Source organism: Pareuzebyella sediminis, assembly GCF_008367235.1.
In the GTDB taxonomy this organism is placed as follows: domain Bacteria; phylum Bacteroidota; class Bacteroidia; order Flavobacteriales; family Flavobacteriaceae; genus Pareuzebyella; species Pareuzebyella sediminis.
Genome location: NZ_VTZS01000006.1, coordinates 217,493 through 240,300, shown reverse-complemented (window position 1 = coordinate 240,300; position 22,808 = coordinate 217,493). Strand labels below are relative to the sequence as shown.

The 22,808-nt window shown below is 42.1% G+C and carries 17 protein-coding genes; 5 read left to right on the top strand and 12 right to left on the bottom strand.

Translation table 11 applies throughout. The features are described from left to right. The first annotated feature begins 192 nt into the window (after positions 1 to 192). Positions 193 to 1,386: an ADP-forming succinate--CoA ligase subunit beta gene (sucC, locus tag F2B13_RS18860; protein ID WP_149275196.1), complete on the top strand. Its 1,194-nt coding sequence runs from the start codon at positions 193 to 195 to the stop codon at positions 1,384 to 1,386. 283 nt (positions 1,387 to 1,669) lie between these two features. Beyond that, positions 1,670 to 2,011, top strand: coding sequence for a hypothetical protein (locus tag F2B13_RS18855; protein ID WP_149304839.1), 342 nt, complete (start codon positions 1,670 to 1,672; stop codon positions 2,009 to 2,011). A 77-nt stretch (positions 2,012 to 2,088) separates the two neighbouring features. On the opposite strand, the gene F2B13_RS18850 is transcribed toward F2B13_RS18855, so the two are convergent. The 4 genes from F2B13_RS18850 to F2B13_RS18835 all read right to left on the bottom strand — a co-directional run bounded on the left by F2B13_RS18850 (position 2,089) and on the right by F2B13_RS18835 (position 8,063). Continuing rightward, the gene (locus F2B13_RS18850; protein WP_198440164.1) at positions 2,089 to 3,249 is read right to left on the bottom strand and encodes an AEC family transporter; all 1,161 of its coding nucleotides are present in this window, start codon (positions 3,247 to 3,249) and stop codon (positions 2,089 to 2,091) included. Positions 3,250 to 3,364: 115 nt separating this feature from the next. Next, positions 3,365 to 4,555, bottom strand: coding sequence for a pyridoxal phosphate-dependent aminotransferase (locus F2B13_RS18845; RefSeq protein WP_149275198.1), 1,191 nt, complete (start codon positions 4,553 to 4,555; stop codon positions 3,365 to 3,367). Positions 4,556 to 4,584: 29 nt separating this feature from the next. Beyond that, positions 4,585 to 5,088 carry a hypothetical protein gene (locus F2B13_RS18840; protein WP_149275199.1) on the bottom strand — a complete coding sequence of 168 codons (504 nt, stop codon included), beginning with the start codon at positions 5,086 to 5,088 and terminating at the stop codon, positions 4,585 to 4,587. Between the two features lie 29 nt (positions 5,089 to 5,117). Beyond that, a complete protein-coding gene (locus F2B13_RS18835; protein ID WP_149275200.1) occupies positions 5,118 to 8,063 on the bottom strand; it encodes a TonB-dependent receptor in 2,946 nt (981 codons plus the stop codon). Between the two features lie 561 nt (positions 8,064 to 8,624). Here F2B13_RS18835 and F2B13_RS18830 point away from each other — a divergent pair. After that, positions 8,625 to 9,086: an Lrp/AsnC family transcriptional regulator gene (locus F2B13_RS18830; protein WP_149275201.1), complete on the top strand. Its 462-nt coding sequence runs from the start codon at positions 8,625 to 8,627 to the stop codon at positions 9,084 to 9,086. Positions 9,087 to 9,285: 199 nt separating this feature from the next. Then, positions 9,286 to 9,621 (top strand): hypothetical protein, encoded by a 336-nt coding sequence (locus F2B13_RS18825; protein ID WP_149275202.1) that lies wholly within the window; start codon positions 9,286 to 9,288, stop codon positions 9,619 to 9,621. Between the two features lie 43 nt (positions 9,622 to 9,664). On the opposite strand, the gene F2B13_RS18820 is transcribed toward F2B13_RS18825, so the two are convergent. Then, positions 9,665 to 10,045 carry a DUF1456 family protein gene (locus tag F2B13_RS18820; RefSeq protein ID WP_149275203.1) on the bottom strand — a complete coding sequence of 127 codons (381 nt, stop codon included), beginning with the start codon at positions 10,043 to 10,045 and terminating at the stop codon, positions 9,665 to 9,667. Between the two features lie 395 nt (positions 10,046 to 10,440). On the opposite strand from F2B13_RS18820, the gene F2B13_RS18815 reads away from it, so the two are divergent. Then, positions 10,441 to 10,866 carry an Hsp20/alpha crystallin family protein gene (locus F2B13_RS18815; RefSeq protein WP_149275204.1) on the top strand — a complete coding sequence of 142 codons (426 nt, stop codon included), beginning with the start codon at positions 10,441 to 10,443 and terminating at the stop codon, positions 10,864 to 10,866. 417 nt (positions 10,867 to 11,283) lie between these two features. On the opposite strand, the gene uvrB is transcribed toward F2B13_RS18815, so the two are convergent. The 7 genes from uvrB to F2B13_RS18780 all read right to left on the bottom strand — a co-directional run bounded on the left by uvrB (position 11,284) and on the right by F2B13_RS18780 (position 22,805). Continuing rightward, complete coding sequence (gene uvrB, locus F2B13_RS18810; protein WP_149275205.1) at positions 11,284 to 13,272, bottom strand: excinuclease ABC subunit UvrB; 1,989 nt, start codon at positions 13,270 to 13,272, stop codon at positions 11,284 to 11,286. Positions 13,273 to 13,332: 60 nt separating this feature from the next. Continuing rightward, positions 13,333 to 16,059: a T9SS type B sorting domain-containing protein gene (locus F2B13_RS18805; RefSeq protein WP_149275206.1), complete on the bottom strand. Its 2,727-nt coding sequence runs from the start codon at positions 16,057 to 16,059 to the stop codon at positions 13,333 to 13,335. Positions 16,060 to 16,163: 104 nt separating this feature from the next. Further along, on the bottom strand, positions 16,164 to 17,615 hold the full coding sequence (locus F2B13_RS18800; protein ID WP_198439754.1) for a T9SS type B sorting domain-containing protein: 1,452 nt from the start codon (positions 17,613 to 17,615) through the stop codon (positions 16,164 to 16,166). Between the two features lie 69 nt (positions 17,616 to 17,684). After that, the gene (locus tag F2B13_RS18795) at positions 17,685 to 17,864 is read right to left on the bottom strand and encodes a hypothetical protein (protein WP_149275208.1); all 180 of its coding nucleotides are present in this window, start codon (positions 17,862 to 17,864) and stop codon (positions 17,685 to 17,687) included. A gap of 168 nt (positions 17,865 to 18,032) precedes the next feature. Beyond that, positions 18,033 to 18,857, bottom strand: coding sequence for a carboxylesterase family protein (locus F2B13_RS18790; RefSeq protein ID WP_198439755.1), 825 nt, complete (start codon positions 18,855 to 18,857; stop codon positions 18,033 to 18,035). A 13-nt stretch (positions 18,858 to 18,870) separates the two neighbouring features. Then, positions 18,871 to 21,591 (bottom strand): T9SS type B sorting domain-containing protein, encoded by a 2,721-nt coding sequence (locus tag F2B13_RS18785; protein WP_198439756.1) that lies wholly within the window; start codon positions 21,589 to 21,591, stop codon positions 18,871 to 18,873. Between the two features lie 380 nt (positions 21,592 to 21,971). Next, positions 21,972 to 22,805, bottom strand: coding sequence for an ABC transporter permease (locus F2B13_RS18780; protein WP_149275211.1), 834 nt, complete (start codon positions 22,803 to 22,805; stop codon positions 21,972 to 21,974). Positions 22,806 to 22,808 lie beyond the last annotated feature (3 nt).

Below are 22,808 nucleotides of genomic sequence, written 5' to 3'. Positions count from 1 at the left end.
CATAAGTAATTCTACAAATTGCCATATCGGTCACGAATCCGATAAAAGTTTGAAAAAATACAGATGCCATTACAAGCCTCATTCCGTATGGTCTCTTTGGATTTGACCTGTACTTAAAACTAACTCCTATTTTCATTAGTCAAAATCATTGTTGTTTCCTATTTTTGCAAGCGAACATTAAACACCTGTCATATGAATCTTCACGAGTACCAAGGAAAGGAAATCTTATCTAGTTTCGGCGTACGCATTCAACGCGGAATAGTGGCCCACAATGCCAATGAAGCTGTCGATGCGGCAAAACAGTTGACCGCCGAGACCGGTACTGGGTGGCACGTAATAAAAGCGCAAGTGCATGCGGGAGGTCGGGGCAAAGGCGGTGGTGTAAAATTGGCCAAAAACCTCAAAGAAGTTGAGGAGCTTTCCAGTAAAATTATCGGTATGAATTTGGTAACTCCCCAAACTTCAGCTGAGGGAAAGAAAGTGAACAAGGTGTTGGTTGCCGAGGATGTCTATTATCCAGGTGATAGCGAAACCAGCGAGTTCTACATGTCTGTCTTATTGAACAGGGGTAAAGCGAGAAACATGATCATGTACTCGACAGAGGGAGGTATGGATATTGAGGAAGTTGCCGATAAAACCCCGCACTTGATATTTACCGAAGAAATCGATCCCGCTACAGGTTTGTTGCCTTTTCAGGCACGAAAAATAGCTTTTAATCTGGGTCTTTCCGGAACTGCCTTTAAAGAAATGACAAAGTTTGTTACTTCACTTTATAAGGCCTACGAACAGAGTGATGCGAGCCTATTTGAAATCAACCCTGTTCTAAAAACTTCAGATGATAAAATTATGGCTGTAGATGCCAAGGTATCTATTGATGATAATGCCCTTTTCCGCAGAAAACAATATGCAGAGATGCGTGATATTCGGGAAGAAAATCCCATCGAAGTCGAGGCGAGAGCCGTTGGCCTTAATTATGTGGACTTGGATGGTAATGTAGGTTGTATGGTAAATGGGGCTGGTTTGGCCATGGCTACTATGGATCTTATTAAGATGGCTGGTGGAGAACCAGCGAACTTTTTGGACGTAGGAGGAACGGCAGATGCCAAAAGGGTAGAAGAGGCTTTTCGTATTATTCTCAAAGACTCGGGGGTCAAAGCGATTCTTATCAATATTTTTGGAGGTATCGTACGTTGTGACCGGGTTGCTCAAGGTGTTGTGGATGCATATAAAAATATGGGCGATGCCATCAACGTTCCTATCATTGTGCGATTGCAGGGCACCAATGCTGAATTGGCAAAAGAGATTATCGATAATTCCGGACTAGCAGTACATTCTGCAGTACAGTTCCAAGAAGCCGCAGATAAGGTAAAAGAAGTGTTGGGCTAAACAATCCGCTCCAACTATAAGTCAATGAAAGACCTCCTCAGTTTTTGGAGGTTTTTTTGTGGCTTCCCCGGTTTTTAGGGTCGTCCTTTTACGTTTCAATATCCAGATAAAATCATTTCGATAGTTTAAATCCAAAAAAATAATGATTCATTAGTTTTTTTGTTATTTTTTCGATATTCTTATTTATCAACGTTAAATTTTAGTAAATACATAATTTAATTAGGTTATTTTGCGTTATCTTTATGCAAAATTTAAGATAATAACAGAGTAAAATGATGATGATATGAAAAAGACTTTACTAACATTGGTAATCGCGATGGCATTTAATGTGGGTTATGTGGTGGCCGCCGATGCGAAGCCGGCGTTTCCGAATCCCGCCAAAGCCATTGCATCTCAAATTTACGAGATGCTCGGAGAGAATAATATTCCCGATGAGATACGTGGTTCTAAAGCTGAAGTTCGCGTAGCCGTAGATCGTGGAAACCATTTGAGAATACTTTCGGTCGATACAGAAAATGAAGCTATGGAAGATTTTGTGCGAAGTAGCATCGATTTTCAAAAACTGGGTAAAGGAACCTATGAAAAAGGAATCGTATACCGTATACCTATAGAGGTTAAAAAATAAGGAAATAATATCCTAGAATTAGCTATATAAAAAGGCCCGGTAACGGGCCTTTTTTGTTTGAAATAGTTTTTCCTTTACTAACTTTCTTCCGACGATTGGGCCGAAGTGTTAAAGCCCGCATATTCGTTATAGGTAGCCCTCCCGGATTTTACCTCTTCCGATTTTGATTTTCCGAGACGTTTAATAAAATAGGGTATGAATGATAGAGTTATCATACTTATGCCCGTAGTGAGGATGACTGTGGGGTTGACAAAGAATTCACTTAATGAGAAAACACTAATGATCAAGATGGTTGAAAATGGTAGGGAACAGGCCAAGATATTAACCGCAAAGTTAATGTCGAACGTTGGGATTTTTTGTTCGTCATTTTCTTCGAGGGCACTTACAGCACTCATATGTGCAAAGGGCCAAAAACTACAGGCGCTTTGAGGAAAAACCACTAAGAGCAATATTAAGGCGGGCGTAAGTGCAGGAAAGAGAAAAGCGAATATGGCAGAAAGGCAGAAAGTAATACCGGCTCTTCTTGCCAAGAGGGAAAGTATTACTCCAAATTCACCTGATTTGATCCGTACCGCCATTCCGATAAACAATAACACTAACGGCGTCATCAAGATTTTCAGACTTTGTATGGTATTCTGCATGAACAGAGGAAGTGATTCCATATTGAGACCGACGGTCAATAAGACCAATCCCACAATAATGACCATATTAATGGGCTCCTTTACCAAAGCAAGGGCCAAACTGCGAAGTTTGCTGCCTGTTGAGGCCTTGAGGTTCTTGATCGATCGAAGATGGTACCAGTGCATGGCCAGCATATACAAAAGAATAAGCCCAAAAATTTTGTTTCCGACATCAGCTAGTGCCGCCAATGCCAAGGAGTCGTCCCCGAGATAAACCACGATGAAGGGAAAACAAGAAAGGCCTGGGGCCAAAGAGGGCAGTAACATCATGACCGTTCTTTTTTTAGAATCGTCATTTTTAGGAAGGGAGGCACCCAAAATATATTTTGAAGCGGCGAGCATAATCAAGTTAAAGGAAAGTGCCAATAAAGGAAATACCAATAGCGAGCTTTCCAACTTAATTTTTAAGAGTGCCACAAAAATTACGGATGGTAATGCCACACTAAGAATAATCGTTTTAACTCCCTTTAAATCTTGTTTGGCCACTTTTTTTTGTAAAAGCAAGCCTAGACCTATTATCAATAGAAGTTCCAGCGTATTTTGAAGTGCGAAGTTCATAAAGTATTTAGAAATTTTAGCGTTAATCTATACTAGAAAATAACCCAGAGAGAGCCGGACCTATAAGAATATCAAGGCAATTTCTCTCCAATCCGGCTCTTTGGGCTAACTCAACTTAAACTAGCACTTTCTGTAAGGCCGAAGTAAAAATTTTCATTTCGTCCATGGTGCCCATGCTTACACGACACCAGTTTCGGCCATAGATGTCAAAGGCTCTGACGCCAACACCTTCTGCGGTCATTTTTTCCAAGAATGATTTGCCCTCCATTTCTATAGGGAAGAGTATAAAGCTCGTAGAAGACGGTACGTAATCAAAGCCCATACGCTCCAAGTTTTCGTAGACATACTCTCTACATTCCTTATTCAGTGTTCTTGATTTGTTTTTGAAGGCAACATCGTCCATACTTGCCATGGCGGCGTATACGGATGGCAAGGTGATTCCCATTCCACCGCGTGTGACCTTTTGAATGACCTCCAAAGTGTCAGGTTGGGCCACTATATAACCAACACGAAGGCCGGCCATACCCTGTATTTTGGAAAATGTTCTGGCTATGATGACATTTTTCCCCTTATTGATTAAGGAAACCATACTCTTTTTAGCACCGTCTTCCAAGAAACCTAAATAGGCTTCATCGACGAAAATAGGCGTCTTCTCAGAAACCCTGGAACAGAAATCGATCAATTCATCATGATCGGTCATACTGCCCGTAGGATTGTTCGGGTTACAGATATACACTAATTTGGTATCTGCATCAACCGCAGCTTCCATCGCCGCTAAATCATGTGACCAATCCTTTTTAAGTGGAATAGGCTTCCAGGTTGCACCGGTCGCTTCGGCAACTTTAATCAATGACATATAGGCTGGATCGGCAGAGACGATGTTTCCACCTTCCTTAAAGAATACCATGGCCGTTTTCTCCAAAAGATCAGAAGATCCAGGACCCATCATGATATTTTCTTGCTTTACGCCTTCTTCCAAAGCTATTTTATCCATCAACTCGTATAGTTCCTTCCAAGCATAGCGGTTGCCCTTTGGTGCGTATTTCTGCATGGCATCTACGGCCATTGGAGATGGGCCATAAGGGTTTTCGTTGGCATTGATTTTTGCCGCCAGTTCAATCGGTTGTGTAGGTGCGTAAGGTAAATACTCCTTGAAAAATGGAGTGTACGGAATATTTCCCTGTGCATCTACTTTAATAGGTTGCGATGGAAATGCCCCGTAGGTCAAATAAGGTGCTGCCATTACTCCCGCAGCGGTGAGAACGCCTCTTTTGAGCCAATCTCTTCTGTTTACTGTTGTTTTCATAGTGCTAAATATTTAAGTTGTTAAAAGTTCTAATTCATTTCAATTGGTGTCGCATTCGCCCCGATATCACCGGAGGCAATTACGCCACCGTTTGAATAAATACTGATGTGGGCATCAAGTGCCGGAAGAGCATCATAAAAAGCCGTATCGGTAATTGTAAAGAACTTATTTTCTCCAAGTTCCCCGAATACCAAACCATTTGTTTCTTTCCCTATAAGATCATATATCGCCATTAATTCGCTACCGGCTGTTGCCACACTTCCGTTGACCAAGCTTACAGGATATGTAGCGCCTACTTCCGTATTATATACGGATACTTGAACTTGCGTTCGTCCGATGGCATCTTTCCAGAAAACCACCCTGCCATAGACATCACTATCGGACTCCGTACCAATGGTATAAGCCATGAAAGAAGTCATTTTACCTCCACCGTCCGCCGCGGTTAATACAGGTTCTAGACGTTCTTGATCACATGAAACCAAAATCAAGAGTATGAGTACGGAAGAAGAAATATGTGCGATTATTTTTTTCATCGTTGTGCTGTTTATTGTTGATGCTTTCATTATAGCGTGAGTGTTAGACGTCCGAAATAATATGATCCATTAGATCCTTGCTGATAGTTTGAAAACAGGCTGAAACTACGGTTTTCATAACGGTGTATCTCGGGATATTCATTGAATATATTGTTCCCACCGATAGTGAGACTCAACATGTCGTTAAAGGCATAAGTGATGCCCAAGTCGACTACGAATTCAGGGGTAAAGGTTTGGTCGGGATATCCAAAACCACCACCGTAGAGATTCTGCTCGCGTGCCGCCAAGTTGACGACAGACCCATAACGCGTACCTCTGATCATGGTGCTAAATTTTCCGAAAGAATAATTTAGTGCACCGATTACCGTAGAACTGGGCGTACCTGTTTCAAATTGTCCTATGGAGGCCCTGTCTACATATTTCGCGGCCACTTCATCATCGGTCAAAGAAGTATTGAGTTCGGGTACTACGACCTGATCGAATTTATTTTCACGGAACGTACCTGAAAGGGTAGCATTAAACTTGTTCTGTCCAAAAAAAGTTGTATAGTTCGCGACCACCTCGATTCCTTTTGTGCTGACATCACCTCCGTTTATTCTAAAACTGGCTAGACCAGATCCGATGACCGGACCAAGAGCCGGTGCTTCGGTGGCATCGAATTCGGAAGTCTGAAAGATGCGGTCTGTTATATCAATTTTATAGGCATCGACCGTCAACTCTAATTTGTCGAATAATTTGGTGGTGAAACCAAAACTGAAGTTAGTCGATCTTTCTTCTTGAAGTTGTGTCACTCCGATGGCTCGGGCAGCGGCACTGCTATTGCGGTATAACGTACCATCGAAGGGTACCAGATTGACGAAGAACGTGTAGCTATGTGAATAGTTCAATTCCTGTAACGATGGTGCCCTGAAGCCGTTACTGAAGGAGCCCCGAATCGCGAAATTGTCCGAAAGCGAGAGTCTTGAAGTTACTTTTCCGGTCAAGACCTTTCCGAAATCCGAGTAGGCTTCCGATCGAACAGCCAAACCCATGAAGAAATTATCGGTAAAATCCATTTCTACGTCGAGATAGGCACCAATGACCGACCTATAGTTTCGGCTGGCATTGTCCGGTCCGAATCCGCGAAAGCACTGACAGTTCAAAGCGTATCCTTTAACGAGTTCGGCGCTGTAACCCGCATACGGTAGTACGACGGCATTTCCATTCCCATCCACAATGGGTGTGCCACTCAAATCTTCCAATGGAAGGCCATCAGGGCCAACCAAGGCTTCATTATCTTCGGTCGCCGTATATATACCGGCTGTTCCGGCAGTCCATCCTTCTCTTTGACCTTCTTCTATTTGATATCTTTCAACGCGATATTCTACGCCACCTGCAATGTTAAGTCCTGAAAGGATATCATCATAATATCGGCTGATATCCAAATTCGTAGTATTCTGTAAATAATTATGGGTTCCAAGATACATATCGGTAGGTGAGGATTCCCCGATACTGGCGTTCCAGGTATTGAACATTCCTATCGCCATTTTATTGGCGCCAAAGGTATTGCTCAGGTCAAATTTGAACTCGCCCAGAGTACCGGAAACCCCGGCAGCAAAGCTGGTATTGAACTGATTGGAGTACATTTGGGGCCTGAAGCCGTTAGGGTAAAGCGCATAACTCGTTCGATCTGCTTGAGCCGCTCTTCGATAAAAGCAACTAAAGCCTTCAACATATTTGAACCCGATATCGCCAAAAGAATAGAGATCTACGTTTTCTGTTAAGGGCATGGAAAAATTGTACGCTAATACACCCAAGTTTATGGCAGGATTACCTGCGTAAGAGGCTACGTCCCGTTGTTCAATGCCGCGAGCGTCCATCAATCCTTCTATTGTTGTCAATTCTCCGGCTAGGGCCGTATTGCCAGCGGCCAAGGCATTGACCAGCTCTGGATTGGTAATGACAGGATTACCATTTAAGTCGGTAGTCTCATTGTTGAGATAATCACTACTATAAAGCGGGGACCTGTCAATTCCTAAAACTGAGGGCCTTATACTTCTTTTGGCCTGTCTCAGCGTGCCTGTAACGTTAAGATAACCTCCGTTATCAAAGCCTACTCCGTAGTTGCCATCAAATTGATAATTGAACCCATCTGCGTCGAAATCCCTTGAAAGTATGTTTTCTTCAGGGGTCAACTGATCGCTCATATCAGGTTCTAATCCTGGATATCCCCCCATGCTTAACATGGCGGTAAGTTTATCGGTTCCTTTCTTCATTATAATGTTCATCACACCGGCGATGGCGTCGGATCCATATTGTGCCGAAGCCCCATCCCTCAAAATTTCTACTTGTTCTACAGCAGCAGTGGGTATAAAACTCATATCGGTGGCATTTGAACTCGAACCCGTTTGGTTGCCTAACAATAAGGCAGAAGAGTGTCTTCTTTTGCCGTTAATCAAAACTAGCATTTGATTGGGTGCCAGACCTCTTAATGTAGGAGGAACGACGTGCGACGACAAATCTCCGGCTTGTGACTGAAACGCATTGAAGGAGGGTGCCGAGGCCCTTAATACGTCACCTAAATCAGTTTGAGGCATATTAATCGCCTGCTGGCTGACATTTATGACATCAACTGGCACAGGGGTCTCCAATTTGGTTCTGGGTTGCCCTCTTGAACCGATAACAATGGTTTCAAGCAATTGCTCGGCAGCAGGTATAAGAATGACATCGACCGTTTTCTGTCCATTAACCGGAATTTCTTTTGAGCCAAATCCCAGGGAGGAGAAGACTAGCACTGCATCGGCAGGGGCATCAATAGTATATTCCCCGTCAAAATTAGTGGTAGCCCCTTTGGTGGTTCCTTTTATAATAACGTCCGTACCTGGCAATACTACGCCCTGGTCATCAATAACCTTTCCGGTTATCATGATTTCCTGTGCATAAGCGATGCACAACGTATTTAAAAGAACAACAGATAGTAATAGAGCTTTCTTCATAAGAGTTAAGGTTTAGTTGATACTAATACTGCCCGTTGTACCATCCACATGATCAAGGTTATCCTTTACTCGAGGTTGGTGGGGCAAATGCATTTCAAAAGAAAAGTTCCGGATACTTTCTATGTTATTTAACAGTGATTTTTAGGCTAAACAACAGCCACAATATTAGGGGGAGTTTTTGATATATAAAAATTAGAAGAGCTCGTAAATAGCTGAAATTATGGTAGTTATATTGAATTAACGTGACGAAAAAAAAATATTTAAGTTTTTTTTTAACGATTCAACAGTATTGTATCCGAAAGGAGGTCAAAAACTCTCGATTATTAAAAAAACAGATGAAAATTCATTTTTATTGTATTCAAAATTTGCCTCTTTCTATTTTAGATAAAATTCAATAAAAAGCTAATTATATTATGATATTATATCCATTTTTTTTAAAACCTTAAATTATATTTACAAAAATCTTCATTTGTGCTAATTTTTATGAAGATTTGATAATATGAGAAAGGTGCCGCCATTTTCCGATTATACGAGGCAGCTTGAACTTAAAATAGATAACAGATGAAGGATAGACTTGATACAGTCGACCATCGAATATTGACTTTGTTGACTGAGGATGCCCAGATGAACTATACGGAGGTCGCCAAGCGCGCCGGAATTTCGCCCGGAACCGTTCACATGCGTATGCGAAAGATGAGGAACCTAGGTGTCATAAGGGGGGCTACCTTAACGTTGGATTATAGCAAAATGGGTTGGAAGCTAACTGTTTTTCTAGGGATTTATCTGAGAGAAGCTTCATTGTATGAAAAAGTCATCGAAAAATTACTTGAGGTGCCCGAGGTGGTCAAGGTGCACCATAGTACGGGTAAATATGATGTTTTTATAAAAGTTCACGCCAAGGATAGCATTCATTACCGGCAACTTTATCAAGAGTCTATTCTTACTATAGAGGGTATACAAGGGGTAGAGTCGTTCATCTCATTGGAGGAAAGAGCCAGTAGACATATTAGTTTTGATTCTTAGCCTTACTTTCATAATGTTGAATTCGCTAAGCGTTCAATGATACAACTAAAGATGCCATCCGCTTTTTCTTAAAATTATGTTAAACCTTGGTTTTGTCGTAACAACTTTCTTTCTCGGTCGTCTTTTAAGTAATCAATTAATTTATTCATCAATTCATCAATCACTTGTTCGGAAACGGACAAGTCTTAAAAACAAAGTCATGAGAAAATTTAGTTTAGTTTTGGTAGCTGCAATGCTACTATCTTCAGGAAGTTTATTGGCAAATGATGTCGATAGCGTTAATCCTTCAAAAAAATTGTCAGTACAAATTGCCCAGATGTTGAGTGACAATTCATTCACCATAGACAAGGTAGATATGACCGCGCAGGTAAGATTTACCCTGAACAATGAAAAGGAAATCGTAGTACTATCGGTTGATACGCCTGATAGTTTGCTAGAAGGTTTCGTAAAGGCAAAGTTGAACTACAAAAAAGTCAACCTTGAAAAATACATTGAAGGTAAAGTATACACTGTACCTGTTCGTATAGTTCGCTAACCTTTAGTGCAGAAGCCAAGGGCCCTGATCTGATAGTTCCAGATCAGGGCTTTTTATTTCCTTTAGAGCGGGCCGGTTTGTTCTTGTACTTTCCATGACTCACCGCTGTATCTACCTTTTTTCTTTGCTGAGCTTTAAAACTTGGTCGTTTCCGCGTCTCAGTTGATTTGTTTTGCTTTAAAATATCGCCGGGATACTTTGGGTTTTCTTTGGTGCCCCGTAAATAGATGACAAGTCCGTTTAAAAAGTTCCGTAAGATTTGATCTCCACACTCCCTGTAGTTTGGGTGATCTTCTTTTCTAAAGAAAGCCCCAAGCTCACTCTTACCTAATTCGAAATCGGCTAGTTTCAAAATTTCTAGGATATCATCGTCTCTCAACATTAGGGCCACTCTCAATTTTTTGAAAATATCGTTGTTCGTCATACTCCATTTTTTTGGCAAGGTATTACAAAATAAATAGATGCTGCCTAAGGCCAAGAAAGACTTAAAGAAAACTTTTGCCAAGACCATAATAAAAAGAGAGACGAATGTTAAGATCGACGCAGCCCCTCTTGGCTTCTTGCATGAGAAAACTGGAGCATCAAGGGGAAGTATATCTGTATTTGTGATTATTAAGGGTTGGGAGAAAAGAATTACAAATTGTTTATGGAGCTATTAACGCAAAATTTTGAACTTTTTACAAGCTACAATCCTCATGAATACGACATAATGGCATGAATATATTTTTAAAAACTGCCGTATTGGCATTAATAATGGAGTGGTACATTCTTTGTCATTTTAGGGGTGAAATAGAAGTTTAACTAAAAAATTTATATATCATGAGTATCGTTAAAAGAAACAACTTGGTCTTTCCTTCCTTGATGAACGAAATTTTTAAACCAGATTGGTTTGGAGGTACAGAGAATCACGACTTCGGTGTACCTGCCGTCAATATAAAGGAGAACGAGAAAGATTTTGAATTGGAACTTGCCGTGCCCGGTAGAAAAAAAGATGATTTTAATATTGAAGTGGACAATGACATCTTGACTATATCTTCAGAGGTTAGTCACGAAGATGAGGTGAAAGAAGAGAATTACACAAGAAGGGAATTTGGTTTTTCTTCTTTCAAAAGATCTTTTACCCTTCCAGAAACCATTGATAACTCCAATATTGAAGCCAAGTATGAGGATGGTCTTTTAAAGTTCACACTTCCTAAAAAAGAGGAAGCGTTGCCAAAACCAAAACGGACCATTGCATTGAAATAACAAGAAGGGTAAATGATGACCTTATCGTAAGTAAAGGTTGATTTGGTTGGTTAGTTGAATGGCGCTCCGGTCTAGAATCGGAGCGCTTTTTTTATAAGCATTAACCGGCAAAATGCGTGGTGAAATTTGTTTCAACAACTAGTTTCTATTCTCGAAATTTTAATAAATTCAATACCGAAAACAAGAAATATAATGCGTAAAAATACCTTTGACATTCCTTCATGGAAGAAAGGAGTTCAAACCTAGTTTTGAGAATCATGATGACCAAGAGACACTCTCAAATTTGCTGGAAAAACATATTTTAGACAAGTCTAAAAATAACATTTAATAAATTATAATCCAGAAATATATACTGCATTAACTAAACCTTTAATATAAAAATAATTTTTTGATCAAAATTTGATCTTATTTGAAAGTTTAGTCTTGTTTTTGCAACAGTTTGATTTCATCCCGAAGCTTTGCCGCCTGCATAAAATCCAATTCCTTGGCGGCTTTTTCCATGGCTTTTCTTTTGTCTCGAATCAGCTTTTCGATTTGCTCTTTGGTGAGGTATTCAAGTTCGGGTTCGGCGGCTCGCATTTCTTCCTTTTCAAAATGATACGTTGAAACTGAATTTTTGGCCAGAGCGCTATCTAAACTTTTATTTAATGCCGTGGGTTTTATATTATTTTCGGTATTATAGGCTAATTGTTTTTCACGTCGATAGTTCGTCTCGTCAATGGTCTTCTGCATGCTCTGGGTAATTTTATCGGCATACATAATCGCCTTCCCGTTGAGATGTCGTGCCGCCCTTCCCACTGTTTGGGTAAGAGATCGATTATTTCTCAAGAAACCTTCCTTGTCCGCATCGATGATGGCGACCAAAGATACCTCGGGTAGATCTAGACCCTCTCGAAGTAGATTAACCCCTATCAATACATCGAAAATACCTTTCCTAAGATCTTGCATAATCTCTACACGTTCCAAAGTGTCCACATCACTATGTATATATCGGCACCTAATATTGATACGCGTGAGATACTTGGTAAGCTCTTCCGCCATTCTTTTGGTCAGGGTAGTGACCAAGGTTCGTTCGTCTTTTTCTACCCTGATATGTATTTCTTCGACCAGATCATCTATTTGATTTAGACTCGGCCTTACTTCAATTTCAGGATCTAACAATCCGGTAGGTCTGATAACCTGTTCGACATAAATTCCCTGACTGAGTTTCAGCTCATAGTCCGCTGGGGTGGCACTCACATAAATAACCTGGTTTTGGAGGGCTTCGAATTCTTCAAATTTTAAGGGGCGATTGTCCATTGCTGCCGGTAGACGAAAACCATAATCCACCAAGTTCACTTTTCTAGATCGATCCCCACCGTACATGGCGTGTACCTGTGGAATAGTCACATGACTTTCATCGACCACCATAAGGTAGTCATCCGGAAAATAGTCTAATAAACAAAAGGGTCGGGTGCCGGGCTCGCGACCATCTAGATACCTTGAATAATTTTCAATACCCGAACAATAGCCAAGCTCTCTAATCATTTCGAGGTCAAAATTAGTTCGCTCCTCTAATCTTTTAGCTTCCAAAGGTTTTCCTATTTCCTTGAAATAAGAGACCTGTTGAACCAGGTCATCCTGAATTTGATGAATGGCATTTTGAAGCACATCTTGGGAGGTCACAAACATATTGGCCGGATAGATATTTAGATTTTCGTAAACTTCTAAGAGGGTATTGTTGAAAGGATCGAAGGCTTCGATTTCCTCGATTTCATCCCCGAAAAAGTGTATACGAAAGGCATGATCGGCATAACTGGGGAAGACATCTATCACATCTCCCTTAACCCTGAAATTTCCATTTCTAAAATCTGCTGTTGTTCTCGAATAAAGACTTTGTACCAATTGATGCATAAATTTGGTACGGGCAATAACTTGGTCTTTTCGGATAGAGATTACATTTTTTTGAAATTCAATGGGGTTGCCAATACCATAAAGGCAAGAGACCGAGGCTACAACAAGTACATCGCGCCTACCGGACAGCAAAGACGAAGTCGCGCTCAACCTCAGTTTTTCAATATCTTCGTTTATCGAAAGATCTTTCTCAATATATAGCCCAGTGGTAGGTATAAAAGCTTCGGGTTGATAGTAGTCATAGTACGATACAAAATATTCAACTGCATTTTCCGGAAAAAACTGTTTGAATTCCGAATAGAGCTGAGCGGCCAGTGTTTTATTATGTGAGAGCACCAGGGTAGGTCTTTGTACCTTTTCGATGACGTTGGCCACCGTAAAGGTTTTGCCCGACCCTGTAACACCTAACAGTGTTTGATACCGTTCATCACTCTTAATACCTTCGGCCAACTGTCGAATGGCCTCAGGCTGATCTCCTGTGGGTTTGAACCCCGAAACTACCTTAAACTTCATGCCGTTAAAAATACGAAACGTTATGAGGTTGCGAAGCTCCTTTCCCTTTTTTGTGACTCCTCATCTTTTTAAGGTAAAATGGCCCTTGAACATCCGCCCATCTTGTAATTCCACTCTAAACCAATAATCGGAGGATGGTACTGGTATGCCCTTGAACGTTCCGTCCCAGCCTCGCTCCTCAGGTCTTAACTGGGCCAATAATTTGCCATAACGATTAAATATGGTGATCAAAGAACCGGGCTGCACCAATTTATTGATGCCGTTGATTTGCCAAAAATCGTTGACTCCGTCGTTGTTCGGGGTGAAAAATTTATCATGGCCGACCACAGCTACTTCCGTTTCCGAAAGGCCACAACCATTTTTATCCCGTGCATACACGGTAACGAATCCTGATGGTACATTTTCAAAAAAATTATCCGATTGATAGGGGCCTTCGGGATTAAGGGAAAACTCATAGTCGCCTTCCCCAAAAGTAAAGACTGTAATTATATTATTCTGTGAAAGATCACGTACTTCGGGCTCTGGTTGAAATATCGCTACATTGGATACGGGTACGGTGAAAATTGCCGTATTAGAGCAGCTTCGCGTACCTTGTTGATCTTCGTAGAACTCCGTTACTTGTAGTATATGGGAACCTCCATTGGACAAATTTGCGACCATACCTTCAGATACAACTTCATAAGTTCCATTATCGGTTTCCCGCAACCATTGGTATTCATCGTAACCTTCTGGCCCGATAAGGGTAATCGATGGATTATTCAGACACAAAATAGGAATGTCGGAGGGGGGCTCTACCTGTGGTTTAGGGTCTATTAAGAGCGTTACATATTCGACAGCTGCACATTGACCATTATTTGCCAGCTTTACATAGATAACGGTTCCCTCTTCAAAAACTTCCGGATCGACAAGGGCATTTTCCCCTTGGGCCAAGTCCTCCAAATCACTATAAAAAGAAGCCTCCATGCCTGTATAACGCAGGGCCAGTTCATCGAAATCGAAGAAACCTGCAAGAATAGCATCTTGGGGGTCTTCGTCACAGCCATAAAAATTTGGGACGGTGGCCTGTTCGATCGCAACGGGTACGGTTTGTAAGGTGATTTTGGCCAAATCACCACATCCTGCTTTATTGCGGACCGATACCCAAATTTCTTCGCCAGCCCTTATATTTTGATATTTTTCGGGGTTGGCAATGGGCACATTGTCAAGTACATTCTGCTCGCTCGTAAAAAATGTCAAGGAGAAATCAGACCCAGGCCCCGTAAGTCCGGATAAGGCATTGTTAAGGTTGAAGATGGCAAGACCGTCCTCGGGGTTTTCATCGATGTCGCACTGAACGAGCTCTGTATCTTCGGGCTCCGGTATGGGCTCAACGATAACCTTCGCTTCGCCCTGAACCGGACAACGCCCATAGCCAACACCTTCAATAACCAGTTTATAGGTGCCACTATCGGCTATGGTGGTATTTGCTAACTCCAAAGATGAGGTGCTGTTCGCTAGTTTTTCGTTGTCCTTGTACCAAACGTATGTTCCGTTTGCAAATTCCGGAGCCTCCAGTGTGTAACTTTCCCCAACACATAGGGGTAACGTGCCACTGTTTGTTCGGTTTTCACCTTTGCTACCGATGATATTTACCTTATCAAAAAAAGATTGTACAAAAGGGGGTAGCCCTTGCGTTGACCTGGTTCCTGGGCCCAATTCGATCGCATTATGTACGTATTCGGCCTGTGGATCATTTGGATTTTCTATAACGCCCAAAAAATTGGTGCCCGCTTGATAACTGTTTGCCAAGGCCCTGTATATTTTGCCATTCTGTCCTAATTGAAGCGCTCCACGGTAAATGCTCCGCTGATCTAAGGTACGTCGGCTTTCGTTGATATCCGTAGATTGGAGATCAAATTGAAACAGTGCGGAGGAGTGTGGCTCTTCCATGGTATCATTGGAGCTGTGCACGTACAAGAAGCGGTTGTTTGGTGAAAATTCGACCCCATAGGGCGCAAAATTTTGTCGATTCATGAAAAGCCTTAAGGGATTGGATACGGTACCGGTGGTTGGATTGAAATCTAAAAGGAACAAACCCGATTCGGCCGTTGCCATGGCCACTTTGGCTCCGTTGGGCGATAACTTTAAATAGCCCCTTTTATCTTCGGCATAAAGTTGTGGAATAACAGATTTTACCGGTTCTTGAATACCTTCACCATTGATCTCGTAGCTGAATATATTATTATAAATTTCTGAATTTGCATTGGCAGGAGCTGAGGTTATAACCCAAAATGAACTTTCATCACAATCTTTGACCACAGCGGAAATTTTTTCGGAACACCTGGGTAAAAGATTTACATTCTTTTTTGTCACCGCCCCAAGGCCGTCGGCCAACATCAAATTGACATAGGAGTAGTTAAAACCGGAACTTTCGTCAAATTCCCCGAAAGACGTATCTACGGTAAAGATATAATACCCATTTTCATTCCCGGGGTCTGGGACGATAATGGCAGATTGCGAGCTTGAATCATTTCCAAAAAGACCGTTTCCATTTTCCATACGTTGATGTCGGGCATTGTAAACGGTAATACCATCAGTGTAAAAGAGTAAATTGCCAAAAGGGTCGGAAATCGTAGCACACCCTTCCAATGTTCGTAACTGCCCGTTTGAAAGTGGGGTTACGCTGCCATCATTGTTGAAACGAAGTCCCGCCCCGCTTCCGAAGTACCAATTACTGGTTTCTCCTTGTCCCGAGATAAATAACGGGATTAGAAGCACCCAAAAGAATATGATGGCTTCCTTTTTCATAGTGATTTCTCCATTGTACAATATACCATAATTCAAATTGTGATACTAGACCAGACGGCATTATTGTAGGGCCGGTCAATGAAGATTAAGGGTACCGTGTTTTTTTATCGCTTGAGTGCAAAATACCCCCGTATTTCACGATGGTCTACATACGTTGCTTTGAACCAATAGTTGGAAGCGGGCAATAGGCGTCCATTGAAAGTGCCGTTCCAGCCTTGGGATTGGGGGTCGATTTGGGTCAACAGACTTCCATATCTATCGAAAATACGGATTACCTCCAAACTTTGCTCGTAGTTTTCGGGGGGAGGTATATACTGCCAATAATCATTGACCCCGTCACCATTAGGAGTGAAAAAGTTCGGAAAGTCTTTTAGGGTCAAATCACGGTCTACCGTTCTTCGGGTGATGCCACACCCATTTTTGTCCCTTACATAGGCGAAAGGTGGGGTCGGACTAACATTTTCAAAAACATTGCTGTTCTGATATGGCCCATTTTCGCTGGTCAGTGAGTATTCATATTGTCCGTTTCCAGATACCGCTATGGTTATTGTCTTACCTCCAGGTCTATAAACCGACTCTATTTTTTCAATAATTGCCTTTTCGGAGGTTACTATGGTAAACACCTGGGAACTTACGCATTCAATATAGGTGCCGTTCGACTGCCTGATGCTATTGTACGCCTCGTAGCGATATCTTCCAGGCTCGTTTATCGCAACTTCCCGGTCTTCCGACAGCAAGGTTTCGGTACTGCCCACGTTTCCCTTGAACCACCTGAAACCGTCAGCGGTATCTTTGGTAGCGACAATATAGGGAAGTTCGTCGCTACAGAGCCCTACTACCGCCGGGAACTGCGTTCTTGGCCTTAGAAAAGTGGTATTCCCCGTATTTTCGTCAATTACCGGATCACAAGCAAATGGTGCCGGCCCTGTCTTAAAACTTTCCTCCGTGCATGGGGCCATTGAACCATTTTCGTTCCTTGGTATTACAGTGACATAAATTTGAGTGTCTTGAGGAAGGTCTTGGGGAGGTTCGTAGGTTAGCACATTGCCCATATCTTCATTGTCAAGAATATCCGTACCTCCCGGAATGGTTCCCATAGACAATGTATAGCCAGTAGCGGTAGGGGAATAGGCCCAGATAATATCAGTAACTATGGTAACGTTGGCAGCATTATTGTCAGGAGCTACTAAAAGAGTACAAGGCGGAGGTGAGACCACATCTACAGTTCTGAAACTAATGCTGGAGCACTCCTTAGGTTGGGCGTTGAACGTGAGAATACTTAAAGTGACATAGATTTGGGTGTTTTCCGGTAGCCCCAAAGGGGCCTTGTAGAAGTTTTCAATACCAATGGCCTGTCGTTTCAATATTTCAGTTCCCCCAGGGGTTGTTCCCAATGAAATCAGATACCCATTTATGCCTTCGACCGAAGGCCATGTTATAGTCACATCTACCGGAACATCAAGGGTTCCATCACTCGGAAAGCTAATCGTTGTGCACTCCTGAGCATATAAAAAACAGGTGCACCACATAAGAAGTATGGAACTAATTTTTTTCATAATTGTATCGCCTACACGATTTTTCCTTTTCTCGTTACCCATCTATATTTGTGAGGCGAAATGGCCTTGCTACTCTAGATTCTTAGCGAAGTGGCAAACACCAATAATCGGAAGAGAGAACTGATGCTCCCTTACGATTCTCGTCCCAACCTTTTGAAGAATATCGATTTCAGCTATACGGTCACGGTATTGGTCAAAAACTTGTGTTATCGCTACATGGTTCGATTCGCTATATCTAATTATTTTCATATATCCCGCTACAAAATCTGACGCATTGCCATAATGGCTTATTAATAAATTTTAGGTCACCACTGCTTCGGCGGTAGCTTTTTTATGGATAAAGAGGTCACTTGACGATTTCTCCTATTAATGTACATGTTCGGGGTTCTGACTCGCACTCTTTTTGGGTCATACGGTCTATTGCCAAACATTGGTTTTTATCCACGAAATACCTTCTTTCAGGTAAGCCACATACTCGCAGGGCTCGTTGTGCACCAGGCCAGGTGCCACCACAAATTCAATTTGACTTCCCACCTCGACCGACTGTTCGACCCAAGATTCAGTTTCTTCAACGGGGAACAGGTCATCATTTTCCCCATGGATGACATAGAGCGGCGTATCGATTTTTCTAGGGGCACCGTCGGTGCCGATCGTACTGTATGAACTGGCCATCGGTATTCCTGCGGAAAACACTTGAGGTTGTGTCTCCGCAAAAAACCAGCTCCCATTGCCGCCATCGCTGTAACCCACAACGACGATCCTATCCGGATCGATATTCCAATATTTTAAGGCATAGGTAACTAGGCCCATAACCTGTGACTGGTTAATTGGCTCGTACCATTGGTTGCTACCTCCATTTGGACTTATGATATAGGCTTTGGTATCTTCCAATGCAGGCTCCATGTAGCAAGAGGTGCTTTTATGGGCGTTCGGATTTCCGCCGGAAGCTCCATGTAAATGAACGAATAGCGGTACTTTTTCGTCGTTCGATAGCTCTGGAACTATGGCCCTAAACGTCCAGCTAAGGTCACCAGGAACCTTAAGGGAAAAATCATTAATCCCTACGGTCATCTGCAACTCAGAAAATGCGGTCTCAACATCGTCAAAGGTTATGTCCTCTTCTTGGGTTGGAGGGGGTGGGTCTTCGGAATCGGAGCTACATCCTAATGTGAGTGCCATGAATATGGCTAGGGCCAGAAGTCTTCTGAAGTATGCGGGTTTTACTACTACTAGTCGTTTCATCTTGATCATTTTTTTATCGTTTTAAAGAAAAATGACCCTTTAGCAATTGCCCGCCGCTCAATGTCACTTTGAACCAATAATCTGAAGAGGCCAATAACTTACCTTGATACATTCCATCCCAACCTGATGAGACAGGATCCACTTGGGCCAAAAGTTTTCCATACCTGTCAAAAATATAAATTGGTGATTCAGGTTCGAATTCATCGCTTAACCCGTCTAGTTGCCAAAAATCGTTCACATTATCTCCATTCGGAGTGAAAAATTTTGGATAGGCGACTACCGAAACCGTGTCCGAAGATATCCCACATCCATTTTTATTTCTTACATAAACCGTCTGTTCGCCACTAGCTACGTTTTCAAAAACATTGCTGTTTTGATAAGGTCCATTAATATCCGATAGGGCATATTCATAATCGCCGTTCTCCACGGTAAATATTTTAACCACGTCATTGGACGATTCTACACGGTCGATTTGGGGTGACAGTCCTTGAATGAGATCGATTACCCTTTCCTTTTTGCATCCTGCAACATTAGTAACGGTCACTGAATATTGCCCTGGTAAACTTGCTTCGATCGTGGAGCTAGTTTCGCCCGTAGACCAAAGGTAGGTGAATTCGTCGGTGTTGCCCGAGAGAATGCCTGCTGTTAAGGTAACACCGGAAGGTTGGTTGTCGCATAGCAATTGTTCTTCGAAAGGTATTATATCAAAGTCGGACAATTCAATGCTCAAGGCCCCTATGCCATAGCAGATGTTTTCATTATCTACCCTGATATATATTACCGTATTTTCAGAGATAAAATCATCGGGCAAGTAGTTTTCATCACCGAATAAGGCATCCTCCTTTTCGGGATAAAATTTAATGGAACTTTCTTCAGGCAAATTGAATTCTTCCATAAGAAAATCGCGTTGTACGTCTAAATGGAACTCTCCTAAACCATTTCCTAAGGCACATCCATAGATTACATTTTCCCCTAAGGACAGTGTGGTCTTTATTTTCAGTTCCACTTCAACTGTACTATAACAACCGCTGATGGGATTGTACACTTTGGCAACCAGTACCTCATCAGGTACGGTGTTGGTATACTGGTAAGGTAGGGCATTGGTATTCAACACGTCCTGTTGGGCCGAGGCGATATCCGAATAGTAAAAGACATTGATAATCTGGTCACTGTCCAAGCTTACGGTCGGATTGATCAAGTTGAGGTTAAAGGTGCCAATACCGTTTGTGTTTTGCTCTTCGGTACACTGATAATAGGCCACACGATTTTCAGGTACAGCGGGTGCATCGAAAATGGTGATTTGTTTGGTAATCGGATCCGAAGGGATACCTCCAAAAAATTTGGTCAGAGAGACCGTATATTCCCCAGGTTGGGCATAGGTATGCGTAGGTGCAATATCGGTGGAAGTCTGGCCATCCCCGAAATCCCATAATACAGTATCGACTGGGGCTTCATCTAGAATCGTAAATTCAGTGGTATCACCGAGACAGACATTTTTATACTCAAATTTCAAGATAAAAAAAGACTGCACGAAAGGGGGCAGGCCGAGCTCTGCAAAACGGCCGTTTAACGATACGGTACGGTCCACATAATTACAGGCGTTACCCTTTGCCTCCGGATTATTTATGACGGAAAGACTTGTTCCTGAACCATTAATGGGATAGCCGGCCCTATATATTTTACTGTCAATGCCTAGTTGTAATGCCCCGGCCGTTTGGGCCGCGGTTATAATATCGGTTTGCGAACCTGCAATATTACCGGCAGCAAGGTCAAACTGATATAGTGAACTTCCCTGAGGCGATCCGTCGCTGCCGTAATTGTTTACGGTCGCATATAATTTCGTCGATTTGGCGGAAAACTCCACCCCATAGGGAATTCTATTGCTCAAAAGGGATAATTCGTTAGACACGGCACCCGTGGTAGTATTAAAATCATAGAGCAAAACCTTTCCCGTTTGCTTTCCTTGGGTTTTAGGGCCTGTCAGTTCCGATTGGCTGGTTTGACTGTGGGCTATTCCAATTTTACTCCCATCGGGTGACACCTTTAAATAACCGATACCGTTCTGTTTGTAGCCTTGTGGCGGTACGGTGGTATTCGTCTGGCTGACGACGGGAGAAGGGTTCACCCCGTTTGCATCGACTCGAAAGGCATAGAATTTATTCACAAAATGGGTGATTACCCATATCGATTGTTCATCATTATGGGCAACAGCGGTGATCTTTTCCGAACATTTAAGTTTTGATTCTACGGGGTCATTAGGGTTGTAGGTAATTAAATGAACGTTTTTTTCCGAAGATACGACATCTCCATAACCGTTGTTCAATGAGAGGTCGACCAAGGTATAGTTGAGCCCTGCATTATCAGTTTCTTCGGGGTCTGGTTCATCAACGGTAAATATATAGTATTGCGTCATAGAACCGGCTTTCGGCACGATAATCGCAGACTGCGTACTTGATTCATGCCCCAAAAGATCAATACCGTTAGGCATGAGGCGATGTCGTTTGTCCCACACATGTATTCCGTCAGAATAAAACAATAAGTTTCCATTTTGGTCGGAAATGGTCGAACATCCCTCGTGTGTAGCCAACTTTCCGTCATTCAACGCAACGGGTACCCCATTATTAAAGTCTAAACCAGCCTCATTGCCGAAATACCATCGGGAGGCTTCTCTTTGGGCAAGGATAGGGTGAAGGCCGGCGAAGAAAAGAAAAATCAGGCAAAGCGTTCTACTCATTTTCATAGCTATCAAAAGTCTTTAAAAATACTAAAATATCTCGATACCATGTTTTGGAAGACTCTAATACAAAACGTGGTACGGCCCAATGAGAATCAATAGTCAAGAATTTCAAATTGGAGACCTATTTGATCTACGGTCGATAGTTGAAAATGAAAGTGTTTCGAATTCACCCATACATGGTGAAGGGAAGGTTAGCTCTCCTTAAGACGGATCATATTGTCCGTAGGCAGTAATTCCCCAGTGTCAATGGAAATACCAGCCCTCTAGGAAGGGTATTTTCTTTCATTTCAAACAGCAATTCTCGAGAAGCTAAAAAGCTTATAGGTCCTTATATGTTCTATATGGTTCTGTTAACCCTACAGTACTTGGGCAAGGTACTACAAATCACGTTTTTTCAGCAAGGCGTACGATGAAAAGATGAAAATTGCCGTCCACCCGAGTACAATCAGGATTTCATACCAATGTACATGGTAATTCAGGTTTAGTTGCTCCCCCATTTGTTTAACGGCTGATTGTACGGCATTTAGACGAGAGAAAGGTTCTTTTAGCAAATTCCACATGGCATTGAGCGGAAAATAGCCCATAATGGTATCCGTTGTTTCGGCATCAAAGAGCTTCCAACGGATCATGCCCCTTACGAAGGCCTCGAAGACTTGCCACAAAATCAGAAACCCTAGTGCAAAAGCGGATCTTTTTACGAGAATACCTAGAAAAAGGCAAAATGAAAAGAAGCCTACGAGTTTTACAAAATAAGCTGCCAAAAACTCAAGGTCAGAGAATATTATGGAGATTTCTGTGTAATCGGAATAGCCCATTCCCAAAATCAGGGAGACTACAAATACAAAAAGTGTCGATATAAGGGCGAATGAAACGACGGTCAAGAACTTCGACAGAATAAACTCTTTCTTGGAAAGACCATCGATCAGATTCTGTTTAATCGTTTTGTTACTGTATTCGTTAGACATCATCGATACAATAACAATCGCTAGAAACAACTTAAAAATACCCGTAATAAAGGTGTTGAAGTGCCAGATGTACGGAAAGTTGAAAATACCCTGGTCCGCTAGGTGGAATTGAATAGGGCCTATATCGAATTTTATGGCAGCGACCAAGGCAATGGAGGTAAGCAGAATAAAATAAGAAAGTATTAAAACCCTGCTGGCCCTGTTGTTCCAAAGCTTTATGAACTCTATGTGTAGAAGTCGAAACATGGT

Coding starts and splice junctions, on each gene's coding strand:
- F2B13_RS18795 (WP_149275208.1), bottom strand. CDS start 17,864: ATGAAAATAATTAGATATAGCGAATCGAACCATGTAGCGATAACACAA.
- F2B13_RS18855 (WP_149304839.1), top strand. CDS start 1,670: ATGAAAAAGACTTTACTAACATTGGTAATCGCGATGGCATTTAATGTG.
- F2B13_RS18840 (WP_149275199.1), bottom strand. CDS start 5,088: ATGAAAAAAATAATCGCACATATTTCTTCTTCCGTACTCATACTCTTG.
- F2B13_RS18820 (WP_149275203.1), bottom strand. CDS start 10,045: ATGACGAACAACGATATTTTCAAAAAATTGAGAGTGGCCCTAATGTTG.
- F2B13_RS18845 (WP_149275198.1), bottom strand. CDS start 4,555: ATGAAAACAACAGTAAACAGAAGAGATTGGCTCAAAAGAGGCGTTCTC.
- F2B13_RS18835 (WP_149275200.1), bottom strand. CDS start 8,063: ATGAAGAAAGCTCTATTACTATCTGTTGTTCTTTTAAATACGTTGTGC.
- F2B13_RS18780 (WP_149275211.1), bottom strand. CDS start 22,805: ATGTTTCGACTTCTACACATAGAGTTCATAAAGCTTTGGAACAACAGG.
- F2B13_RS18830 (WP_149275201.1), top strand. CDS start 8,625: ATGAAGGATAGACTTGATACAGTCGACCATCGAATATTGACTTTGTTG.
- F2B13_RS18850 (WP_198440164.1), bottom strand. CDS start 3,249: ATGAACTTCGCACTTCAAAATACGCTGGAACTTCTATTGATAATAGGT.
- F2B13_RS18805 (WP_149275206.1), bottom strand. CDS start 16,059: ATGAAAAAGGAAGCCATCATATTCTTTTGGGTGCTTCTAATCCCGTTA.
- uvrB (WP_149275205.1), bottom strand. CDS start 13,272: ATGAAGTTTAAGGTAGTTTCGGGGTTCAAACCCACAGGAGATCAGCCT.
- F2B13_RS18815 (WP_149275204.1), top strand. CDS start 10,441: ATGAGTATCGTTAAAAGAAACAACTTGGTCTTTCCTTCCTTGATGAAC.
- F2B13_RS18800 (WP_198439754.1), bottom strand. CDS start 17,615: ATGAAAAAAATTAGTTCCATACTTCTTATGTGGTGCACCTGTTTTTTA.
- F2B13_RS18790 (WP_198439755.1), bottom strand. CDS start 18,857: ATGAAACGACTAGTAGTAGTAAAACCCGCATACTTCAGAAGACTTCTG.
- F2B13_RS18825 (WP_149275202.1), top strand. CDS start 9,286: ATGAGAAAATTTAGTTTAGTTTTGGTAGCTGCAATGCTACTATCTTCA.
- sucC (WP_149275196.1), top strand. CDS start 193: ATGAATCTTCACGAGTACCAAGGAAAGGAAATCTTATCTAGTTTCGGC.
- F2B13_RS18785 (WP_198439756.1), bottom strand. CDS start 21,591: ATGAGTAGAACGCTTTGCCTGATTTTTCTTTTCTTCGCCGGCCTTCAC.